This is a genomic window from Collinsella aerofaciens (assembly GCF_040920445.1).
GTDB classification, from domain to species: domain Bacteria; phylum Actinomycetota; class Coriobacteriia; order Coriobacteriales; family Coriobacteriaceae; genus Collinsella; species Collinsella aerofaciens_BH.
In genome coordinates, this window is the sequence record NZ_JBCOTQ010000045.1 from 1 (window position 1) to 19897 (window position 19897).

Here is a 19897-nt window from a genome sequence, read left to right on the forward strand (position 1 = left end):
GTGGAAAAGACCGAGTCGTCCTCGCAGACGCTCAAGCAGGAATACCTCGATACATACGAGCGAGGTGAATGACATGAAACTATTTGAACAGCTGAAGTCCAATGCGTCGCGCATGGCTGTCTACGCCATCCTCGTGGCAACGGCTTTATGCGGAATCGCGGCACCCGTCTATGCGCTCAACGGGGAGAAAGGCGATGTCGAACCCGCGTACATGGCTTCGACGGTTAAGGACCGGTACAAAGCCTTCTCTGGAGACACGTTTTACGTAGCAGAGTACGACACGACCTACCGTCAGCTTCGCTACAACAAGGGCTACGACTATCTAGGCGCAGAGGCAATCAGCTATACGTCGGGTTGGTACCGCTCCAGCTATGGACACATAACCCAGTTCAAGTGTAACTACCGTGTGTACAACTAAAGCAACCGGCCGGGACGAGGGGTGACGCAAAAGCGTCGCCCCTCGTTTTTAACCATGTCAACTGAACCTAGTTCAGTTTGGTTGATTTCCGATCTCAGCCGAACACATTGAGCGGAAAGGCCGTTCCCGCAGTCAGTCGAACGTCCCCGGGGCCCTTCTCAGGCCCCGGGGACGGCATTTTCCCAGTTGAAGGAACGGTGGAGATGTGTTTCGATGGGTCAGATTCGTGTCGTTCCGAAAAGACCGTGAACCTTTTGTGGGACACGCGGCGCCGTGGTACCATAGCCGAGTTTGTTGTCTTGGTCGGAAACCAAGACGCCTTATGCGCTGATCGGTAACCAGCGCCTGACCAATAAGGAGTCCTACCATGAAGCAGGGTATCCATCCCCAGTATGTCGAGTGCACGGTGACGTGCTCCTGCGGCAACACCTTCAAGACGCACGCTACCGTGTCCGAGATGAAGGTCGAGCTTTGCAACGAGTGCCACCCGTTCTACACCGGCCAGCAGAAGTTCGTCGACACCGGTGGACGCGTCCAGCGCTTCGCCGACAAGTTCGGTGGCGCCGCTGCCGCCCAGCTCAAGAAGGCTGAGGAGGCCAAGGCCGCCAAGGCCGCCAAGGCTGCTGAGGCCGAGGCCGCTCGCAAGGCCGCCGCTGAGGCTAAGGCTGCCGAGAAGGCTAAGCGTGCCGCTAAGTTCGCCGAGGAGGCTGCCAAGCAGGCCGCCGAGGCTCCCGCAGAGGCTCCCGTCGAGGAGGCCGCTGCCGAGGCCGAGACCACCGAGGCTGCTGAGTAAATAGCTCGCCGCGGAATCGCTCGCATTCATGGCATGAGGGCCGTGCATCCATTTGGGTGCACGGCCCTTTTCTTTTTGATTAGTGCAAACTAACCTGTCCCCATGGCACCACATGGCGGAGAGGCGGCGTTTGCCCAGATAAACCCTCCAAAATTAACCTGTTCCATTGTGGCAGGTTGGTCGTAGTTATTACGTGGCGGCCGAGGTCGACCGTATAGGCCGCGCCTTGTTTGGCTAAAGTACAATCATCTGTGTTTAACTCGCCCGCAGCTGCACGGCGTGGGCGATGGCCAAAAAGGAAAACCACATGGGATTCATGTCAAAGCTGCTGTCCTTTGGATCCGATAAGGACCTTAAGCGCTACTACAAGATCGTCGACCAGATCAACGGTCTTGAGCCCCAGTTTGAGAAGATGACCGAGGAGGAACTCCGCGCCCAGACCGATAAGTTCCGCGAGCGTTACGCCAACGGCGAGTCGCTCGACGACATGCTTCCCGAGGCCTTTGCCACCGTGCGCGAGGCTTCCAAGCGCATCACGGGCATGCGCCACTTTGACGTACAGCTCATCGGCGCCATGGCGCTTCATGAGGGTCATATTGCCGAGATGAAGACCGGCGAGGGCAAGACGCTCGTCTCCACCTTGTCCGGCTACCTCAACGCTATCGCCGGCAAGGGCGTGCATGTCGTTACCGTCAACGATTACCTGGCAAAGCGCGACTCCGAGTGGATGGGCCGCATCTACAAGTACCTGGGCATGACCGTCGGTCTGCTCCAGAACAACATGCCGCTCGAGCTCAAGCGTCCGGCCTACCAGGCAGACGTCACCTATGGCACCAACTCCGAGTTCGGTTTCGACTACCTGCGCGACAACATGGTCACCCGTCCCGAGCAGCGCGTGCAGCGCGGTCACAACTACGCCATCGTCGACGAGGTCGACTCCATCCTGATCGATGAGGCCAGGACGCCGCTCATTATCTCGGGCGCCGGCACTAAGTCCGCCAGCACCTACAAGGACTTCGCGCGTGCCGTGCGCGGCCTGGAGCGCGGTGAGGACGTGTCGCACGACATGCTCACCGCCACCGAGGACGTCGAGCCCACGGGCGACTACGTCATGGACGAGGCCAAGCACACCATCGCCGCCACCGAGCGCGGTCTTAAGAAGATCGAGCGCCGCCTGGGTATCGATGACATCTACGCCGACCTTTCGGGCCAGCTGGTCAACCACCTGCAGCAGGCGCTGAAGGCCCAGTACATGTTCCATCGCGACAAGCAGTACGTGGTCACCAACGGCGAGGTCAAGATCGTCGACGAGTTCACCGGCCGCATCATGGAAGGCCGCCGCTATTCCGAGGGCTTGCACCAGGCCATCGAGGCCAAAGAGGGCGTGCTCGTGCGCGAGGAGAACCAGACGCTGGCCACCATCACCTTGCAGAACTACTTCCGTCTGTATGACAAGCTCTCCGGCATGACCGGTACGGCACTCACCGAGGACGCCGAGTTCCGCGAGATCTACAAACTGCCCGTCGAGGTCATCCCCTCCAACAAGCCCGTTCAGCGTGTTGACCACGAGGATCTGGTGTACCGCACCATCCAGGCCAAGTACAACGCCGTTGCCGACGACGTCGAGCGACGTCACGCCAAGGGCCAGCCGGTCCTGGTGGGCACCGTCTCCATCGAAAGCTCCGAGAAGCTGTCCGCCGCCCTTACCAAGCGCGGCATCGCACACGAGGTCCTCAACGCCAAGCACCATGAGCGCGAGGCCCACATCGTTGCCCAGGCCGGACGCTACGGCGCCGTGACCATCGCCACCAACATGGCCGGTCGTGGTACCGACATCCTGCTGGGCGGCAACCCCGACGAGCTGGTGCGCGAGCGCCTTGAGTACGAGGGCCTGACCATGGAGGACGTGACGCCCGAGCAGCTCGAGCAGTTTAACGCCGAGGCCAAGGAGACCTGCAAGGCCGAGCGCGAGCGCGTGCTTGCCGCCGGCGGCCTGACCGTTATCGGAACCGAGCGCCACGAGTCCCGTCGTATCGACAACCAGCTGCGCGGCCGCTCCGGTCGTCAGGGCGATCCGGGCGAGACCCAGTTCTACCTGTCGCTCGAGGACGACCTCATGCGCCTGTTCGGCGGCGACAAGATGGACCGCGTCTCCAAGATGATGGTCACGGCCGACATGGGCGACGACATGCCCATTCAGCACAAGATCATCTCCAAGGCCGTCGAGAGCGCCCAGCACAAGGTCGAGAGCATCAACTTCTCCATGCGTAAGAGCGTCCTTGAGTACGACGACGTCATGAACAAGCAGCGCCAGGTCATCTACGCCGAGCGCAACAAGATTCTGGACGGCAAGGACCTGACCGACCACATCACCGAGGTCATGCACGATACCGTGTACCGCTGCGTGCAGGAGTTCTGCACCAAGGACAGCCACGAGGGCGAGCGCGACCTGGAGGGCCTGCGCAAGTGGGTTGTGGAGCTCACCGGCCACATCGATACGCCGAAGTTCCCCGACGAGGACTTTGAAGCCCTGGCTGCCGATGTCTTGGCCTATGTTGAGAAGTGCTACAACATGAAGGCCGAGCGTCTGGGCGAGGACCTGATGCGCGAGCTCAATACCCAGGTCATGCTGCGCGTCATCGATACCCGCTGGATGAACTACCTGCAGGAGATGGACTACCTCAAGACCGGCATCGGCCTGCGCGGCTTTGGCCAGCGCGACCCGCTGGTTGAGTACAAGACCGAGGCCTACGGCGCGTTCCAGATACTCGTCGATACCATGTATGAGGATTACCTGCGCACGGTTCTGCGCATCGAGATCAAGGCTGCCCCGCGTGCCATGGAGCACAAGGAGGAGCCCGCGCTCGAGGGTGCGCGCTTCTCCGGTCCTGCCGAGGTCGATGGCGACAACGGCGACTCGGTACTGCGCAAGCAGGCACAGGTGCAGGCCCGCACGGCTGTCCAGGGTGGTCCGGCTGCCGTTAACAACGGTGGCAAGGTGACCACCTATCGCAAGTCCGAGAGCGACGATCCGTACGTCAACGTGGGCCGCAACGACCCGTGCCCCTGCGGTAGCGGCAAAAAGTTTAAGTACTGCCACGGCAGGAATCGTTAATGGCTGAGGCTTTAGAGGTAACGCCCGCCGAGCTGGACGCGTTTGCGGACCGGCTCGGCGAGGTCGAGTCGTATCTCCACCTGGACGAGAAGCGTACCCGCGTGTCCGAGCTCGAGGCCAAAAGTGTTGCTCCTGGCTTTTGGGATGACGCCGACGCCGCCCGTGCCACCATGGAGGAGATCGCTCGCGCCAAGGAAGATATCGCTGCCGTGGATACCGCGCGCGGCGAGCTATCTGACGCCCGCGCGGCGCTGGAGCTTGCCGAGGAGATGGGGGATGACCCCGACGCCGCCGCATTGCGCGAGGAGGCTGCCGCTACTGCAGAACGCCTGGCCCGTGCCATCGATGAGCTTGAGCTTTCGAGCTGGTTTACCGGTGAGTTCGATCACGGCGATGCCATTGTGACCATCAAGCCCGGACAGGGTGGTCTGGAGGCCCAGGACTGGACCTTCATGCTCTTTAAGATGTACATGAAGTATTGCCAGCGTCGCGGCTGGAAGGTCACCATCAACGACTGTCCCGCGGCCGAGGTCATCGGCATCGACCGCGCGACCTTTACCGTCGAGGGCAAGGACGCATTTGGCATGCTGCGCGCCGAGGCCGGTGTCCACCGCTTGGTTCGCATTAGCCCCACCGACGACAAGAAGCGCCGCCAGACCACGTTTGCCGGCGTCGAGGTCATCCCCGTGCTACCCGATGATATCGACATCGAGATCAGCCCCGATGACATCCGCGTGGACGTGTACCACGCGAGCGGCCCGGGCGGTCAGGGCGTCAACACCACCGACTCCGCCGTGCGCGTGACGCATTTCCCGAGCGGCATTGTGGTTACCTGCCAAAACGAGCGCAGCCAGATCCAGAACAAGGCCGCGTGCATGCAGATCCTCAAGGCTCGCCTGTACGAGATTGAGCTCGAGAAGCGCGCCGAGGCGCTCGATGAGATCCGCGGGCCCAAGACCACGATTGGTTTTGGCAACCAGATTCGCAGCTACGTGCTCTACCCGTACCAGATGGTCAAGGATCTGCGCACGGGCGTGGAGACCAGCAATGTCGAGGCCGTTCTTGACGATGGCGACCTGGACCCGTTTGTTATTGGCTACCATCGCTGGGCCACTGGCAACGCTGACACGGAGACCCCGTCTGCTTAAACCGCCCGGTTTATGTGGAAATGGATTAAAGCCCTCCGAGCAGTGTGGTTTTGTATCCAGAGCAAACCCATCGCAGGGGTGGTTTCTGTCCGGCGAATCGGTAGAATTCAATACAAGAAGAAGTTCAAAGCGCATCCGATGGGGTGCGCTTTTTTGAGGGAGGCAGCATGGCATATCGTCTGGACATCAAGCGCATTCTTTCGATGAACTTTTTTCACGATCTGCCCCAGATTATGTTGGGGTGCGCTCTGGCCGCTATTGCGACCGACCTGTTTTTGATTCCCAACGGCCTTGCTGCCGGTGGCGTTACGGGCCTTGCCACCATTATCCAGGCGGTCGGTGCATCGCGCGGCCTATCGCTTCCCGTTGGTATTCAGACGATCGTGATGAACGCCTTGCTGTTGCTGGTCGTTATGCGCGAGGGCGGCATGTTCTACGTGGTGCAGACCGCGACGGGCTTTGTGCTGCTGGGCTTCTTTACCGATCTGTTCGCCCCGTTTGTGGCGCCGCTGGCACATGCCGACCTGATGCTGCCCGCTATGTGGGGCGGTATCATCACGGGCATCGGCTACGGCATGGTGCTGCGCGCCGGTGCCAACACGGGCGGCTCTGACACCATCGGTCAGATTATCTCGCGCAACACATCGCTGCCGGTTGGCTCGACCGTCATGGCGATCGATGTTGCCGTGTGTGCGCTGTCGGCTCCGGTCTTTTCAATCGAAAACGCACTGTATGCAGGCCTTTCGATGGTCATTAGCGGCTACGTGATCGATGCCGTGGTCGATGGTGGCAACAAACGCCGTATGGTACTCATCATCTCGGACAAGTTCCCTGATATCGCTGCCGATATCATGTATGGTCTGGGTCGAGGTTGCACCAAGTTTAAGGCGACTGGCATGTATTCGGGTGCCGAGAAGCCGGTGATTATGGTCATCGTGAGCCGTCGAGAGCTCAATACCCTCAAGACGATCGTGCGCGAGCGCGATCCTCACGCCATTGTGACGGTCGCTGACGTTACGGAAGCCTTCGGCGAGGGATTCAAGGACATTAGCGCGTAGGGTCGATCGCGTTCCATCCAAAAGACGTTCACATTGATAAACCGTTTCATCAGCGGTTCTGCCTGCTAAATTGTTCAAATAATGATAAAAACTCTGGTAAAGCCATCAGTTTCCAGCATAATGAATGACGTACGTGCATTGCGGCTGTGTTGGGACGACCTTCTGTGCCGTGCGCATTTTGTCTAATGAGGATGAAAGGAAGGCACAATGAGCGACGAAGAGCTCAAAAAGGTTGCCAACGAGGTAAGGAAGGGCATCGTCACCGGCGTGCACGCTGCCAAGTCCGGCCATCCGGGCGGTTCGCTCGGCGCTGCCGACATCATGACCTATCTGTACTTTGAGGAAATGAACGTCGACCCTGCCGACCCCCGCAAGGCCGACCGCGACCGCTTCGTGCTTTCCAAGGGTCACTGCGCGCCTGGTCTGTACGCCGTGCTCGCCGAGCGCGGATTCTTCCCCAAGGAGGACCTCGAGACGTTGCGCCATATCGGCAGCCACCTGCAGGGCCATCCGAACATGAACGACACCCCGGGCGTCGACATGTCCACCGGTTCGCTCGGCCAGGGCATCTCCGCCGCTGTGGGCATGGCCGTTGCCGCCAAGCACTGGGGCGACGACTATCGCACCTACGCCCTGCTGGGCGATGGCGAGAGCGAGGAGGGCCAGGTCTGGGAGGCCGCCATGTTTGCCGGCAACCAGCAGCTCGACAACCTCTGCGTGATCGTTGACCACAACGGCCTGCAGATCGACGGCCCCGTCGAGGAGGTCAACGACCCCATGCCGCTCGCCGACAAGTTCCGCGCCTTCAAGTTCCATGTGGTGGAGCTCGCCGACGGCAACGACTTCGACCAGATCCGCGCCGCCTTTGCCGAGGCCCGCGCTACCAAGGGTCAGCCGACCGCCATTATCGCCGAGACCATGAAGGGCAAGGGCGTCTCCTTTATGGAGAACCAGGTGGGCTGGCACGGTAAGGCCCCCAACGATGAACAGTTTGAGCAGGCCATGGCAGAGCTCACGGCCGCCGGAGAGGAGCTCTAGGATGGCAGACGTCAAGAAAATCGCCACGCGCGTAAGCTACGGCGAGGCCCTCGTCGAGCTCGCCAACGAGCACGATGACTTTGTGGTCCTCGACGCCGACCTGGCCGCCGCCACGCAGACCGGCAAGTTCAAGGCGGCCTGCCCCGACCGTTTCTTCGATGTGGGCATCGCCGAGAGCAACCTGATGGGTGTTGCCGCCGGTATCGCAACCACCGGCCGCGTCGCCTTCGCGAGCAGCTTTGCCATGTTTGCCGCCGGCCGCGCCTTTGAGCAGGTCCGCAACTCCATCGGCTATCCGCACCTTAACGTTAAGATCGGTGCCACGCACGCCGGTATCTCGGTGGGCGAGGATGGCGCCACGCACCAGTGCTGCGAGGATATCGCCCTCATGCGCGTCATCCCCGGCATGACCGTGATCGTTCCCGCCGACGACATCGAGGCCCGTGCCGTGACGCGCGCCGCCTACGAGTGCGACGGCCCCGTGTACATGCGCTTCGCCCGTCTGGCCTCGCCGGTTATCAACGACCCCGAGACCTACAAGTTCGAGGTGGGCAAGGGCATCGTCATGCGCGAGGGCACCGACGTCACCATCATCGCCTGCGGCCTGATGGTCGGCGAGGCGCTCGAGGCCGCCGAGCAGCTTGCTGCCGAGGGCATCGATGCCGAGGTCATCAACATGCACACCATCAAGCCCATCGACGCCGACCTGATCGTTAAGAGCGCCACTAAGACCGGCCACGTCGTGACCGTCGAGGAGCACTCCGTGATCGGTGGCCTGGGCAGCGCCGTCGCCGACGTCCTGTGCGAGCAGTGCCCGACGCCGCTCAAGAAGATCGGCGTCAACGACACCTTCGGCGAGTCCGGCCCGGGTGCCGAGCTCCTGCACAAGTACGGCCTGGACGCCGCCAACATCGTGGCGACCACCAAGGAGTTCTTGGCCTAGGGCAAGACGAGGCAAAGTATCGCCTCAACAACCACATGCAAACCAGAACAGGGGCGTCCCCAAAGAGGGCGCCCCTGTTTTTTGTCGGCAACAAACAAATCAGGCCCGCACCAAGTAAAGGCCTCCTCCGGGAAACGGGCCCATCCCAGCCAAGTGCAATTCAGCCCCCAAGCATAGCGCTGCTGCACCCAAGTAAAACGCAGCGACCCCTTAGTTACCGCAGGCCGGGCACAGGGTTACTCTCCAAATCTTTCCGCAGGACGGAGGAGCCCCCGCCGCGCGAAGAGCGCAGCGGGGGCTCCGACATGTCCGAGGACGATTTGGAGAGTAGCCCTGTGCCCGGCCGACGGGATCCCTAAGCACGCCATGCTTCTTATGTGCAGCAAAGCTAATGCTGCTAAAATACAAAGCGCTCATGTAGTTTAAACGCACGACGATAAGGAGCACCAGTGGGTAACCACTTCCGTACCTCCGGTGCGGGCGATGATGCCCCCAAGACGCAGACAGGCGTCCAGGGCAGTCGTTTCGCCACTCCGGATTCAGAGGGCCAGCCTGTTGCTCAGGTCCCCGCTCAGCCGGCAGATCAGGCACAGCCGGCATCCGATCCCTTTGCCTACAATCCCAACAGCGATGTCGCGCTTTCTGGCACGGCGGGTTTTGAGCCCGTTCAGGCCGTGACCGCTCGCGTGGAGCAGCCTCAGACTGGCGCCGCCACGCCGCAGCCTACCATGGCCGGCATTCCCGACCCCTTGGCCCCTGCGACGCCGGCTCCTCAGCCTGCGCAGTCCGGTCTCTTTGCTGCTATTCCCGACCCCACGCAGCCTGCTGCCCCGGTGGTCGAGAGCGATCAGGCCGCCGAGGTCGCAAGCCTCGATAACGCGCTCAACAACCCCGATTTTACGTCGGTGTTTGCGCCCATCGATCCGCAGGCCAGCCGCAAGAAGATGGCCAAGCAGGCTGGTGTCGAGCCCGTCATCCTTATGGAGCATGTCACCAAGATCTATCCGGCACAGCCCAACAAGCCTGCACTCGACGACATCAACATCGAGATCTATCCGGGCGAGTTCGTCTTCCTGGTCGGTCACTCCGGCTCGGGTAAGACCACGCTGCTGTCGACGCTCAACCGCGACGTCAAGCCGACGAGCGGCCGCATCCTGGTTGCCGGTCAGGACCTCATGAAGATCAAGAACCGCAAGGTTCCGTTCCTGCGCCGCCAGATTGGCGCCGTTTTCCAGGACTTTAAGCTTCTGCCGCAAAAATCCGCCTACGAAAACGTGGCGTTTGCCCTGCAGTGCATCGGCAAGCCCAAGGGCGTCATTCGCAGCCAGGTGCCCGAGGTGCTGCGTCTGGTCGGCCTGGCCGATCAGATGGACTCGCTGCCCGACCAGCTTTCCGGTGGCGAGCAGCAGCGCGTTGCCGTCGCCCGCGCTATGGTCAACCGTCCGCCGCTGCTGATCTGCGACGAGCCCACGGGTAACCTCGACCCGGCGATCTCGCTGGGCATCATGAAGCTGCTCGAGCGTATTAACCGCACTGGCACCACCGTGATCGTCGCCACGCACGACCGCGAGATGGTCGATAGCATGCACCGTCGCGTGATCGCCCTCGAGGGCGGCCACGTTATCCGCGACCAGGAGAGGGGAGGTTACGGCAACTATGGCACCAACTAACGTGGGCTACTCCTTCAAAGAGGCAATCAGCCACTTCTTCCGTAACTGGACTACCTCGCTCGGCGCCGTCATCACGATCTTCCTTTCGCTGTTTATCATCGGCCTGTTCATCATGGGCTCCGCGATGCTGAACTCCGTGATCGGTACCGTCGAGGATCAGGTTGTCATTAATGCCTTTATTAGCGATGACGCCGATCAGGCAGACGTCCAGGCCTTTGAGGCCGAGCTCAAGACGTGGAGCAACGTCAAGTCCGTGACCTATAAGGATAAGGACGACGCGCTGGCCGAGTACACGAGCAAGATGTCGGGTAACGCCGACGCCACCATGAGCGCGCTCGACGGCCAGAACCCGCTGCCCGCCTCGTTTGCGATTGAGATGGACGATCCGTCTCAGGTCGAGAGCACGGCCAAGAAGCTCAAGAAGAATGCCGACTTCCAAAAGATCGCGGACGACGGCGACGTCAACGCGAGCGTACTGTATGGCCAGGAGGAAGTAAGCCGCCTGTTCCAGGTGACCAACTACATCCGTATTGCCGCCGTGGTGCTCGTCGGCCTGCTGACCTTTATCGCGTTCATCTTTATCAACAACACGATTCGCCTGTCCATCACGGCGCGTCGTCGCGAGATTGCGATTATGCGCCTGGTGGGCGCCAGCAACGGCTTCATTCGTGGCCCGTTTATCACCGAGGGTGTACTGCAGGCCATTTTGGGCTCGCTGCTTTCCATCGGCGTTCTGGAGCTGCTGCGCAATCTGATGATTCCGCGTCTGCAGGAGAGCATCGGCTGGATGTCGTTTGCCCTGCCGATGCAGTACTACCTGGTGACCTATGCTGCGCTGATTCTGGTCGGCGTGATTATCGGTCTCTTTGGTTCTGCCATCGCCATGCGCCGCTACCTGCGCGTGTAGGCATGCCTGGAATTCATCCCTTCCAACGGGTCGTCTCTTATGGGGCGGCCCGTTTTTTGTCCCCTAGGGATCATTTGGGTAGACTCTTGGGATGTAAACGGCAATCGATAGTTAGGAGGCGCCATGGGGCGCAATAACAAGCATAAGCGTGGAGCTCGCAATAAGCGCGCGCCGGTGCGCAGCGAACGCCGTCCGAGCCTGACCGGACGCGTGCAGCTCCATGAACACAGTGCCTATGTCATAACCGAGAATGGCGACTACAAGGTCATGGGTCGCGGCAAGCGTGAGATCATGGACGGCGATACCGTTGCCGTGAGCATTAAGAACAGCCCGCATGGCGAGCGTCGCGCCGTGATCGAGGGCGTGGTTGAGCGTGCAGCCATAAGCGTGGTGGGCACGTACCAGACCGCCGGTCCGCTCGGTGTGATTGAGCCGCTCGATTCACGCCTGAAGGCCGACTTCTTCATTCTGCCCGAGGATACCTCGGCGGATCGCCTGGGCGTCCGCCCGGGCGATGTCGTTGTCGCGCGCATTTTGACCTACCCGACGCGCCTGGAATCGGGCACTGTGACGATCGAACGCCGCATTGGCGGAGATGACGCGCCCGATTTGGGCGTTCAATATGTGATGGCGCGTTACGGCTATACCGATAGCTATCCCGAGGTCGCGCTAGACGAGGCCGAGGGGCTTTCGCTCGATGTGTCCGCGGCGCTTAAGGACCCGCTCCGCCGCGATCTGCGCGACCGCTTTGTCATCACGATCGACCCGGTCGACGCGCGCGACTTTGACGATGCCATTTCGCTGGAGCGTATGCCCGAGGGCGGCTACAAGCTGGGTGTGCATATCGCCGACGTTTCACACTATGTGGCTTGGGACGGGCATATCGATCTTGAGGCTCGCCATCGCACGACATCGGTGTATCTGGCCGATCGCGTGCTTCCCATGCTGCCCGAACGCCTGTCCTGTGACCTGTGCTCGCTTCGCCCTGACGAGGACCGTCTTGCGTTTACCGTCGATATCGAGCTCGATGAGCAGGGTCGCGTGCGGCATTACGATCCGTATCCCAGCGTGATTCGCTCGCGTGTGCGTATGGACTATGATGGCGCCGAGGCGCTGCTGGTGCGTGCCGGCGCGGTTGAGTATTCGGTGCTGGAGGGCGCGGCCGAGGATGTTGCGGCTGCTGAGGCCTTGCGCGAGGAAGCGCTTGAGCGCGGTCTTGCGTGCGAGGAGGCCGCCCGCGGCTACAACATCGACCTCGGCGATTTCCTTGTCGCCGCCAACGAACTCGCCGAACTTCGCCGTCGTATTCGTCGCGCCCGCGGCTCAGTCGATTTTGACACGGCCGAGATTCGCGCTCTATTGGATGAGGACGGAGTGCCCGTGCAGATTGTGGCGCGTGAGCGTTCGTGTGCCACGTCGCTTATCGAGGAAGCCATGCTGCTCGCCAACGAGTGCGTTGCAGAGTGGCTGGCGGACCGTGGTATCGAGGCCTGCTATCGCGTGCATGAGGATCCGAGCCCCGATAGCCTGCACGGTGCCGCCGTTGCGCTGGCGCAGCTAGGCATCATCGACGATCGCCGTGCTGCCGGTATTGCCCTGGGGAGTCCCGACGAGCTACAGGCTGCAGTTGATGCCGCCGCCGGTACGGCCAACGCACCGCTCGTCAACACGCTGCTTCTGCGCAGCATGCAGCGCGCGCTGTACAAGCCGCGCAACGAGGGCCACTTTGCGCTCGCCGCGCCGTGTTACTGTCACTTTACGAGTCCCATCCGTCGCTACCCCGATCTGGTGGTGCACCGCGTGCTCAAACTGCAGTTGGCCTATGAGCAGCTCGGCGGCAAGGACGCCTTGGTCCGTACGCCGCGGCTGATCGGCAAGGGGCGCGAGTCGCTGCCGCGCATTCTGCCGCAGATCTGCCGCGCATGCAGCGATGCCGAGCGCGCGGCAGATGCCGCCAGCCATGCGACGCAAAAGATCAAGATTGCCCAGTACTATGAGGACCGTCTGGGCGAGCGCTATGCCGGAACCGTCTCGTGGGTTAGCAGCATGGGCCTTTTTGTGCGCTTGGACCTAACGCAGGTCGAAGGCTTGGTTTCAATCAAGAGCCTGGGCAACGAGTGGTTCGAGTTCGACGAGGATGCGCTTACGCTGACGGGTGCCGACACGGGCACTCGTTACGAACTGGGGCAGCGTGTGATCGTCGAGGTCTCGCGCGTCAATACCACGCGTGGGCACTTGGACTTTAAGCTTATCCATTAGCCAAATCCCGACTCATGGTGTGCGAGCGGAGGGCGGCCTTTCGGGACCGCCCTTCGCATTTGAATCGTGACTACCTTGCCGCCTGTTCGGCCGCCCGCTTACCTGCTATTTGAGAGGTAAAACCTACCAAAATAAACCTGTCCCTTTTTGGCAGGTTTACAAGAAAGCGGGGATGAGATGGCGACGGTGTACGGTTATGCGCGGGTGAGTTCGCGAGATCAGAATCTGAATCGGCAGCTGGATGCGCTGGGCGCCTATGGCGTGGGCTCGGCGAATATTTATGCCGACCATGCGAGCGGCAAGGACTTCGATCGGCCGCATTATCGCGAGCTGCTGCACGTCCTGGGAGACGGGGACGTGCTGGTGGTGCTTTCTATCGACCGACTTGGTCGTAATTACTCCGAGATTCTTGAGGAATGGCGACGCATTACCAAGGAGCTCGGGGTTGCCATTGTGGTGCTGGACATGCCATTGCTTGACACGCGCATCAGGGCCAGCGGCGCGCCGGATGTGACCAACACCCTGATTGCCGATATTGTGCTGCAACTGCTGAGCTACGTGGCGCAGGTGGAGCGCGAGAATATCCATCGGCGCCAGGCGGAGGGAATTGCAGCGGCGCGGGCTCGAGGGGTCCGTTTCGGTCGACCTCGCAAGCCGTGCCCTCCTCAGTTTGAGCTGGTGCGCGATAGCTATGAGGCGGGCGATATTACCCGCAGCCAGGCAGCAAAGTGCCTGGGCGTGTGCGTGGGGACGTTCGATCGCTGGATGCGCGAGGCGGGGTAGGGGTTTGCGTCGCTTTGTCGCTTCCTGTTGCGATTCAAATTTTGATACGGTGACGATGTCATTTGGGGCTACACTCGCTGATATTCAAAAAAGGAGGTTGGCCCTTGGCGCGCGTAAAACAAATAATCGGATGGACCGCGATCGTTCTGTTCGCTGTAACGCTGGCGGGCATCTGGGTGCTGACGGAGCAAAATGCGGTGGAGACGTCGTTGCTGAGCGAGTCCACCGCGCGTGTGGTGGAGGGTCAGGCTACGGGCGTTCAGGCCGCCGATGCCACGGGTGAAGCCCAGACGGAGAACGGAATGACCGGGGGCACCGATTCGGCTGCCTCGAATGTCCGGTCTGGCCGACTTGCTTCCATTCGCATGTGGGTGGGCACAAACGTCCGTCGCGTTGCCCATACCGTAGAGTTTTTCTTCGTCGGATTGTTCGCCTCGGTGGTCGTGGTTTGCTTTTCCAGGCGTCCGTGGAGCGTATGCTCCCGTTGCGTGCCCGTATTGCTCTTTTGCGCCGCCTGCTCTGTTGGCGATCAGGTACATAAGATCTTTGTTCCCGGCAGGCATTTCGACGTTATCGATTTAGGATTCGATGCTGCGGGCTATATCACCGCCATGCTGTTGGTATTGCTGGCAGCGGCGTTGGTGCGCCATGCGACTCGGCCGATCGGCGCCCATGCGAGGCGCTAGCCGGTAACAAACCCGTTTCTGATAATGCGACCTCGTTGAATTATTTTGTGTCGCGCGTATTTCCGAGCGGTCGGATTTGAGGGGCGAGCGGTAGAACGCTCGCCCTTTGTGCGCCACGATGCGGCACAATGTACCGCAAAAGCTGTTTGTATCCGGTACGAATCGTTCGTTGGTCTTTAATTCTTCTCAACGGAGGTGTTTGAGATGGCAAACGGATTGCTTTTGCGGCTTCGCGAGCGTGAGCTCAGCGCGAGCCCGGCGGAACGCAATGTCATCGCATATGTAAGCGCTCATCCGCACGAGGTAGTCGGGCTGTCCGTCCGCGGTCTTGCCGATGTCACGTTCTCCTCGCCCTCGAGCATTTTGCGCTTTTGCAAGCGTTTGGGTTTTGCGGGCTACAAGGAGTTCCAGCGCGAACTGATTGCCGAGCTGGCACTCTTAGGTGACAAGAAAGACGTAGCCCTCGAGGACATCTCCATGGATGACAGCGTCGAACGTATCGTGGGGAAGGTGATGAAAAGCAACGTGCGCACGATCGAGGCGACGGCGCGAACGCTCGATTACACCGTCTTGGAGCGATGCGCGGCCCGTCTTAAGCGGGCACGCGCGGTCAATCTGTTCGGTATTGGTGCCTCTCGTTTGGTCGCGCACGACCTGGCGCAAAAGCTCATGCGTGTCGACAAAGAGTGCCATCTGTACGACGACTGGCATGATCAGCTCTTATGTGCCAAGAACATGCATGAGGGCGATATGGCAATCGCCTTTAGCTACTCGGGCTTGACGCAAGAGGTGCTGGACTGCACCGCCGAGGCTCAACGTCACAACTGTCCCGTCGTGGCCGTTACCAAAGTAGATGGATCATCCAAGCTTGCCACCATGGCCGATGCCGTGCTCGGCGTCGCTGCGAGTGAACCCTTGGTCCGCAGCGGTGCCATGGCTTCGCGTATGGCCCAGCTTATGGTTGTCGATGCCCTGTACGCTGCTTACGTTGCCAGCGACTACGAACGGGCGACGCATGTCATTAAGCAAAACTACATCGAGAAACAAGAAAGATGAGGTGAATGAAATGCTCGATTTAACACAATTCACGACCGAACAGCGTAATCAAAGGTCAATGGACCTCGATACGATGACATCGCTGCAAATCGTCACGACGATGAACGATGAGGATCTTCGTGCCGTCCAGTCGGTCACGAAAGTGTTGCCCCAGGTTGCCACAGCAATCGACTGGGCTGCTGAGACACTCGAGCGCGGCGGGCGCGTCTTTTACATGGGCGCAGGCACCAGCGGTCGTCTGGGCGTACTCGACGCTTCGGAGTGTCCGCCCACGTTTGGCGTGTCACCCGATCTGATTGTCGGGCTCATTGCCGGAGGCGAGACGGCGTTTATCAAGGCTGTCGAAGGTGCCGAAGACAGCGAGGAGCTTGGCGAGAGCGACCTGCGGGAGCGTGGACTCTCGGACAAGGATCTTGTCGTTGGCCTGGCGGCAAGCGGTCGTACTCCCTATGTGGTGGGCGGCCTTGTGCACGCCAAGGCAACTGGGTGCAAGACCATTGCAATTGCCTGCAACCAAGGGTCGAAGATCGGGGAGAGCGCAGATCTTGCCATTGAGCCTGTGCCCGGTCCCGAGGTGCTGACCGGCTCAACGAGGCTCAAGGCGGGAACGGTTCAAAAGCTCATTCTCAACATGATTTCGACCGGTGCCATGGTCAAGATCGGCAAGGTATACCAAAACCTGATGGTCGATGTGCAGCAGACGAACGAGAAGCTGGTGGTGCGCGGCCAGAACATCGTGATGGAGGCGACCGGCTGCACGCGCGAGCGCGCTGTTCAGGCGCTTGCAGATGCCGGCGGCCACGTAAAAACCGCTATTGTCTCGGTACTGCTGGACTGCGATGCCGAGCAGGCTGCGGTAGCTCTTGAGCGGGCGCGAGGCCATGTCCGTGCTGCGGTGAGTGGCCATGAGAAGAGCAACGCCGATGCCCAATAGGTGCGCGGCGTGAGCTGATATGACATCCAGACGAGATACCCAATACAAGGAGGAGTTATGACGAACAAAGAGCTGGCTCAAAAGCTGCTGGACCTTTTGGGCGGTAAAGACAACGTGCTGGCAAACGCGGCGTGCATGACGCGCCTGCGCGTGACCGTCAAAGACACGGGCAACGTCGACGCGGAGGGCATTAAGGCACTCGACGGCGTGATGGGCCTGGTCGAGGACGACACGATGCAGATCGTGCTGGGTCCGGGCAAGGTGAATAAGGTGCTCGAGGAGTTCTCCAAGCTCACCGGCCTTGCGAAAGGCGTTGCTGACGAGAGCGTGGTTGACGCTGCGGCCACAAACAAGGCCGCGCAGAAGGCCAAGTACGAGTCCAAGCCGGTTCAGGCCTTCCTCAAGAAGATTTCCAATGTCTTCGTCGCCCTGCTTCCCGGCATCATTGCGGCTGGCCTCATCAACGGTATCTGCAACGTCATTAACGTCTCGACGGCAGGAGCGCTTGCAGGCGAGTGGTGGTACCAGGGCATTCGTTCCATGGGCTGGGCCCTGTTTGCCTATCTGCCCATCTTGGTGGGCTATAACGCGGCACGTGAGTTTGGTGGCTCCGCTGCACTGGGCGGCATCGCCGGCATGATGTGTATCGCCAACAGTGCCATGCCCCTGCTTGCGCCTGGCGCGGCTGATCCTGCCACTGCCATTCTGCTGCCGCTCACCAATGCGCAGTACAACCCCGCAGCGGGCGGCATGATCGCGGCTCTCATCGCTGGCGCATTTTTTGCCTGGATGGAGCGTCAGATTCGCAAGGTTATGCCCAACGCACTCGACACGTTCTTGTCCCCGCTGCTGGTGCTCATCATCGGCGCCTTTGCTCTGATGCTCGTCATCCAGCCGGTAGGCGCATGGCTGACGACTGCCATCTTTAGCGTTTTGACCTTTATCTTCGAGAAGCTGGGCGTCCTGGGTGGCTATATCCTGTCGGCAGGCTTCTTGCCGCTGGTGTCCGTCGGCCTGCATCAGGCGCTCACGCCGATCCACGCTATGCTCAACGATCCCGACGGTGCTACCAAGGGTATCAATTACCTGCTTCCCATCCTTATGATGGCTGGTGGCGGCCAGGTCGGTGCCGGTTTGGCACTGTACTTTAAGACCAAGAACGCCAAGCTCAAGAAGTACGTCGCAGAGTCCATTCCCGTTGGAATCCTGGGTGTGGGCGAGCCTCTGATGTATGCTGTTACGCTGCCGCTCGTTCGTCCGTTTGTGACGGCTTGCCTGGGTGCCGGATTTGGCGGCGCGCTCGCGGCGCTGCTTCACATCGGCACGGTTTCTCAGGGCGTTTCCGGTCTGTTTGGCCTGCTGATCGTCGTTCCTGGCCAGCAGCTCGGCTACGTTGCCGCTATGCTGCTTGCCTATGCCGCCGGCTTTGTCCTGACGTGGTTCTTTGGCGTCGACGAGCAGAAGATCAATGAGTTCTTTGGCGAGTAGTTTGATATCGCGAGCCGTGTTGCTCGGGGTTCGCGGCGCGCGGCAGATTTCTTGATGCTATGGTTGTGCCGGCGGGGCTAACTGCTCCGCCGGCCTTTTTTAAAGGAGCGTTGAAGCGTGAAAACGGGTATTTCGATTTATCTTTCCAGCCCTTTGCAGGATATTGAGCGGACGATTGAGCGTGGTGCCGCGGCGGGTGCGCGCTACGCGTTCACCTCGCTGCATATTCCCGAGGATGGGGGAGCGGCGTATGCCGATAAGGTCCGTCATGTGCTGTCGCTGCTTTCCGCCCGTGGCATTGCGCTCATTGCCGATGTGGGGCCTCGCACGTGCGATTTGCTTGGGCTTGAGCGCATCGAGGACCTGCGCGATCTGGGGTTGGAATACCTTCGTTTGGACTATGGCTTTAGCGCCCAACGGGTCGCGGAGCTGTCCGGTGTATTTCGCATTGTGGTCAATGCATCGACGGTGAGTTCTGATGAAATCGCATCGTGGCGTGAGGCCGGTGCCGATGTGACTCGTTTTGCCGCCTGCCACAATTTTTACCCCAAGCCTTATACCGGTTTAGCTCTTGAAGATGTTGCTCGGACGAATCTTCGTCTTGCGGCGCTTGGATTCGAAATCATGGCTTTTGTGCCGGGTGATGCTAACGTTCGCGGGCCGGTATTCGAGGGACTGCCGACGGTCGAGGCGCAGCGCGGTCGCGCGTCAAAGGTTGCCCTCAATATGCTTGAGCTTGCACATGGCGCCGATTGCGACATTGTGTTGGTCGGCGACCCCGATCTTTCCGATGCGGGCTGGGCGCAGTTTGCTCAAGTTTCCGCCGGATACGTGGACCTGCAATGCGAGCTTGAGCCCGGTTATGCCTATGTGCGCGGGCAGATTCATCACGACCGGCCCGACTCGAGTGTCCTCATCTTTAGGTCTCAGGAGTCACGTACGAAGCTTAAGCCGGATTCCGTGCCGACGGATGCCGGAGCCGGCCTGCCGCGAAAGGCGGGGTCGATCGCTGTGAGCAATAGCGGATATGGGCGCTACGAAGGCGAGCTTGAGATTGCGCGGGTCGATCTTCCCGGTGACGAGCGCATGAACGTTGCGGGCCATATCACGCCCGAGGCAATGGAACTGCTGCCGTTTATCAAGCGCGGATTCGGGGTACGGTTCGTTTAACGTGTGACCCGCGGGCTACAATTGGCCCATCATACGAAGGCGCCTCGTGTGGCGTGTGCCTGCGTTGGCCGATCTATATTCGGAGGATTCCCATGACTGTACTGTTTGTTGAATATCCCAAGTGCTCGACCTGTAAGAAGGCCAAGGCATGGCTGGACGAACATGGGGTAGAGTATATCGATCGCGATATCGTTTTGGACAATCCCACGGCTGATGAGCTTGCGACCTGGATTGCTCGTTCGGGGCTGCCGGTGCGGCGCTTCTTTAATTCGTCGGGCATGAAATATCGAGAGCTGGGCCTGAAGGCGCGTCTGGATGCGGGCATGACGGATCAGGAGTGCTGCGAGCTGCTGGCGACCGACGGCATGCTGGTCAAGCGTCCGCTGCTGGTGGGCGACGACTTTGCGATTCCTGGGTTTAAGGAAGCGACC

General features: G+C 60.4%; 17 protein-coding genes. All 17 read left to right on the forward strand.

What is annotated here, in order from left to right; all coding sequences use genetic code 11:
• Positions 1-73 precede the first annotated feature (73 nt).
• On the forward strand, positions 74-418 hold the full coding sequence (locus tag AB5405_RS07585) for a hypothetical protein (protein ID WP_117757882.1): 345 nt from the start codon (positions 74-76) through the stop codon (positions 416-418).
• Positions 419-785: 367 nt separating this feature from the next.
• Positions 786-1211, forward strand: a complete 426-nt coding sequence (gene rpmE / locus AB5405_RS07590; RefSeq protein WP_006235303.1) for a 50S ribosomal protein L31 — start codon at positions 786-788, stop codon at positions 1209-1211.
• A gap of 307 nt (positions 1212-1518) precedes the next feature.
• The gene (secA, locus tag AB5405_RS07595; RefSeq protein WP_368138068.1) at positions 1519-4326 is read left to right on the forward strand and encodes a preprotein translocase subunit SecA; all 2808 of its coding nucleotides are present in this window, start codon (positions 1519-1521) and stop codon (positions 4324-4326) included.
• Positions 4326-5474 carry a peptide chain release factor 2 gene (prfB, locus tag AB5405_RS07600; protein ID WP_368138069.1) on the forward strand — a complete coding sequence of 383 codons (1149 nt, stop codon included), beginning with the start codon at positions 4326-4328 and terminating at the stop codon, positions 5472-5474. The genes secA and prfB overlap by 1 nt, the downstream gene beginning before the upstream one ends.
• 167 nt (positions 5475-5641) lie before the next feature.
• Positions 5642-6532 carry a YitT family protein gene (locus AB5405_RS07605; RefSeq protein ID WP_117564199.1) on the forward strand — a complete coding sequence of 297 codons (891 nt, stop codon included), beginning with the start codon at positions 5642-5644 and terminating at the stop codon, positions 6530-6532.
• A gap of 207 nt (positions 6533-6739) precedes the next feature.
• Positions 6740-7570 (forward strand): transketolase, encoded by an 831-nt coding sequence (locus AB5405_RS07610; protein ID WP_055285663.1) that lies wholly within the window; start codon positions 6740-6742, stop codon positions 7568-7570.
• A 1-nt stretch (position 7571) separates the two neighbouring features.
• The gene (locus tag AB5405_RS07615) at positions 7572-8513 is read left to right on the forward strand and encodes a transketolase family protein (RefSeq protein WP_195234684.1); all 942 of its coding nucleotides are present in this window, start codon (positions 7572-7574) and stop codon (positions 8511-8513) included.
• Positions 8514-8962: 449 nt separating this feature from the next.
• Positions 8963-10183 (forward strand): cell division ATP-binding protein FtsE, encoded by a 1221-nt coding sequence (ftsE, locus tag AB5405_RS07620; RefSeq protein WP_368138070.1) that lies wholly within the window; start codon positions 8963-8965, stop codon positions 10181-10183.
• Complete coding sequence (gene ftsX / locus AB5405_RS07625; protein WP_117734382.1) at positions 10170-11090, forward strand: permease-like cell division protein FtsX; 921 nt, start codon at positions 10170-10172, stop codon at positions 11088-11090. Before ftsE ends, ftsX begins: the two co-directional genes overlap by 14 nt.
• Positions 11091-11213: 123 nt before the next feature.
• Positions 11214-13349, forward strand: a complete 2136-nt coding sequence (locus AB5405_RS07630; protein WP_368138071.1) for a ribonuclease R family protein — start codon at positions 11214-11216, stop codon at positions 13347-13349.
• Between the two features lie 177 nt (positions 13350-13526).
• On the forward strand, positions 13527-14132 hold the full coding sequence (locus AB5405_RS07635) for a recombinase family protein (RefSeq protein ID WP_368138072.1): 606 nt from the start codon (positions 13527-13529) through the stop codon (positions 14130-14132).
• A gap of 104 nt (positions 14133-14236) precedes the next feature.
• A complete protein-coding gene (locus tag AB5405_RS07640; protein ID WP_368138073.1) occupies positions 14237-14818 on the forward strand; it encodes a VanZ family protein in 582 nt (193 codons plus the stop codon).
• Between the two features lie 204 nt (positions 14819-15022).
• Entirely contained in the window at positions 15023-15874 is an 852-nt protein-coding gene (locus tag AB5405_RS07645; protein ID WP_055310345.1) for a MurR/RpiR family transcriptional regulator, read from the forward strand.
• Between the two features lie 10 nt (positions 15875-15884).
• Positions 15885-16808: an N-acetylmuramic acid 6-phosphate etherase gene (gene murQ, locus AB5405_RS07650; RefSeq protein ID WP_368138074.1), complete on the forward strand. Its 924-nt coding sequence runs from the start codon at positions 15885-15887 to the stop codon at positions 16806-16808.
• 57 nt (positions 16809-16865) lie between these two features.
• A complete protein-coding gene (locus AB5405_RS07655; protein ID WP_368138075.1) occupies positions 16866-18296 on the forward strand; it encodes a PTS transporter subunit EIIC in 1431 nt (476 codons plus the stop codon).
• Between the two features lie 117 nt (positions 18297-18413).
• Entirely contained in the window at positions 18414-19466 is a 1053-nt protein-coding gene (locus tag AB5405_RS07660) for a MupG family TIM beta-alpha barrel fold protein (protein WP_161115426.1), read from the forward strand.
• A gap of 92 nt (positions 19467-19558) precedes the next feature.
• On the forward strand, positions 19559-19897 hold a 339-nt coding region (locus AB5405_RS07665; protein ID WP_368138076.1), incomplete at its 3' end, for an arsenate reductase family protein.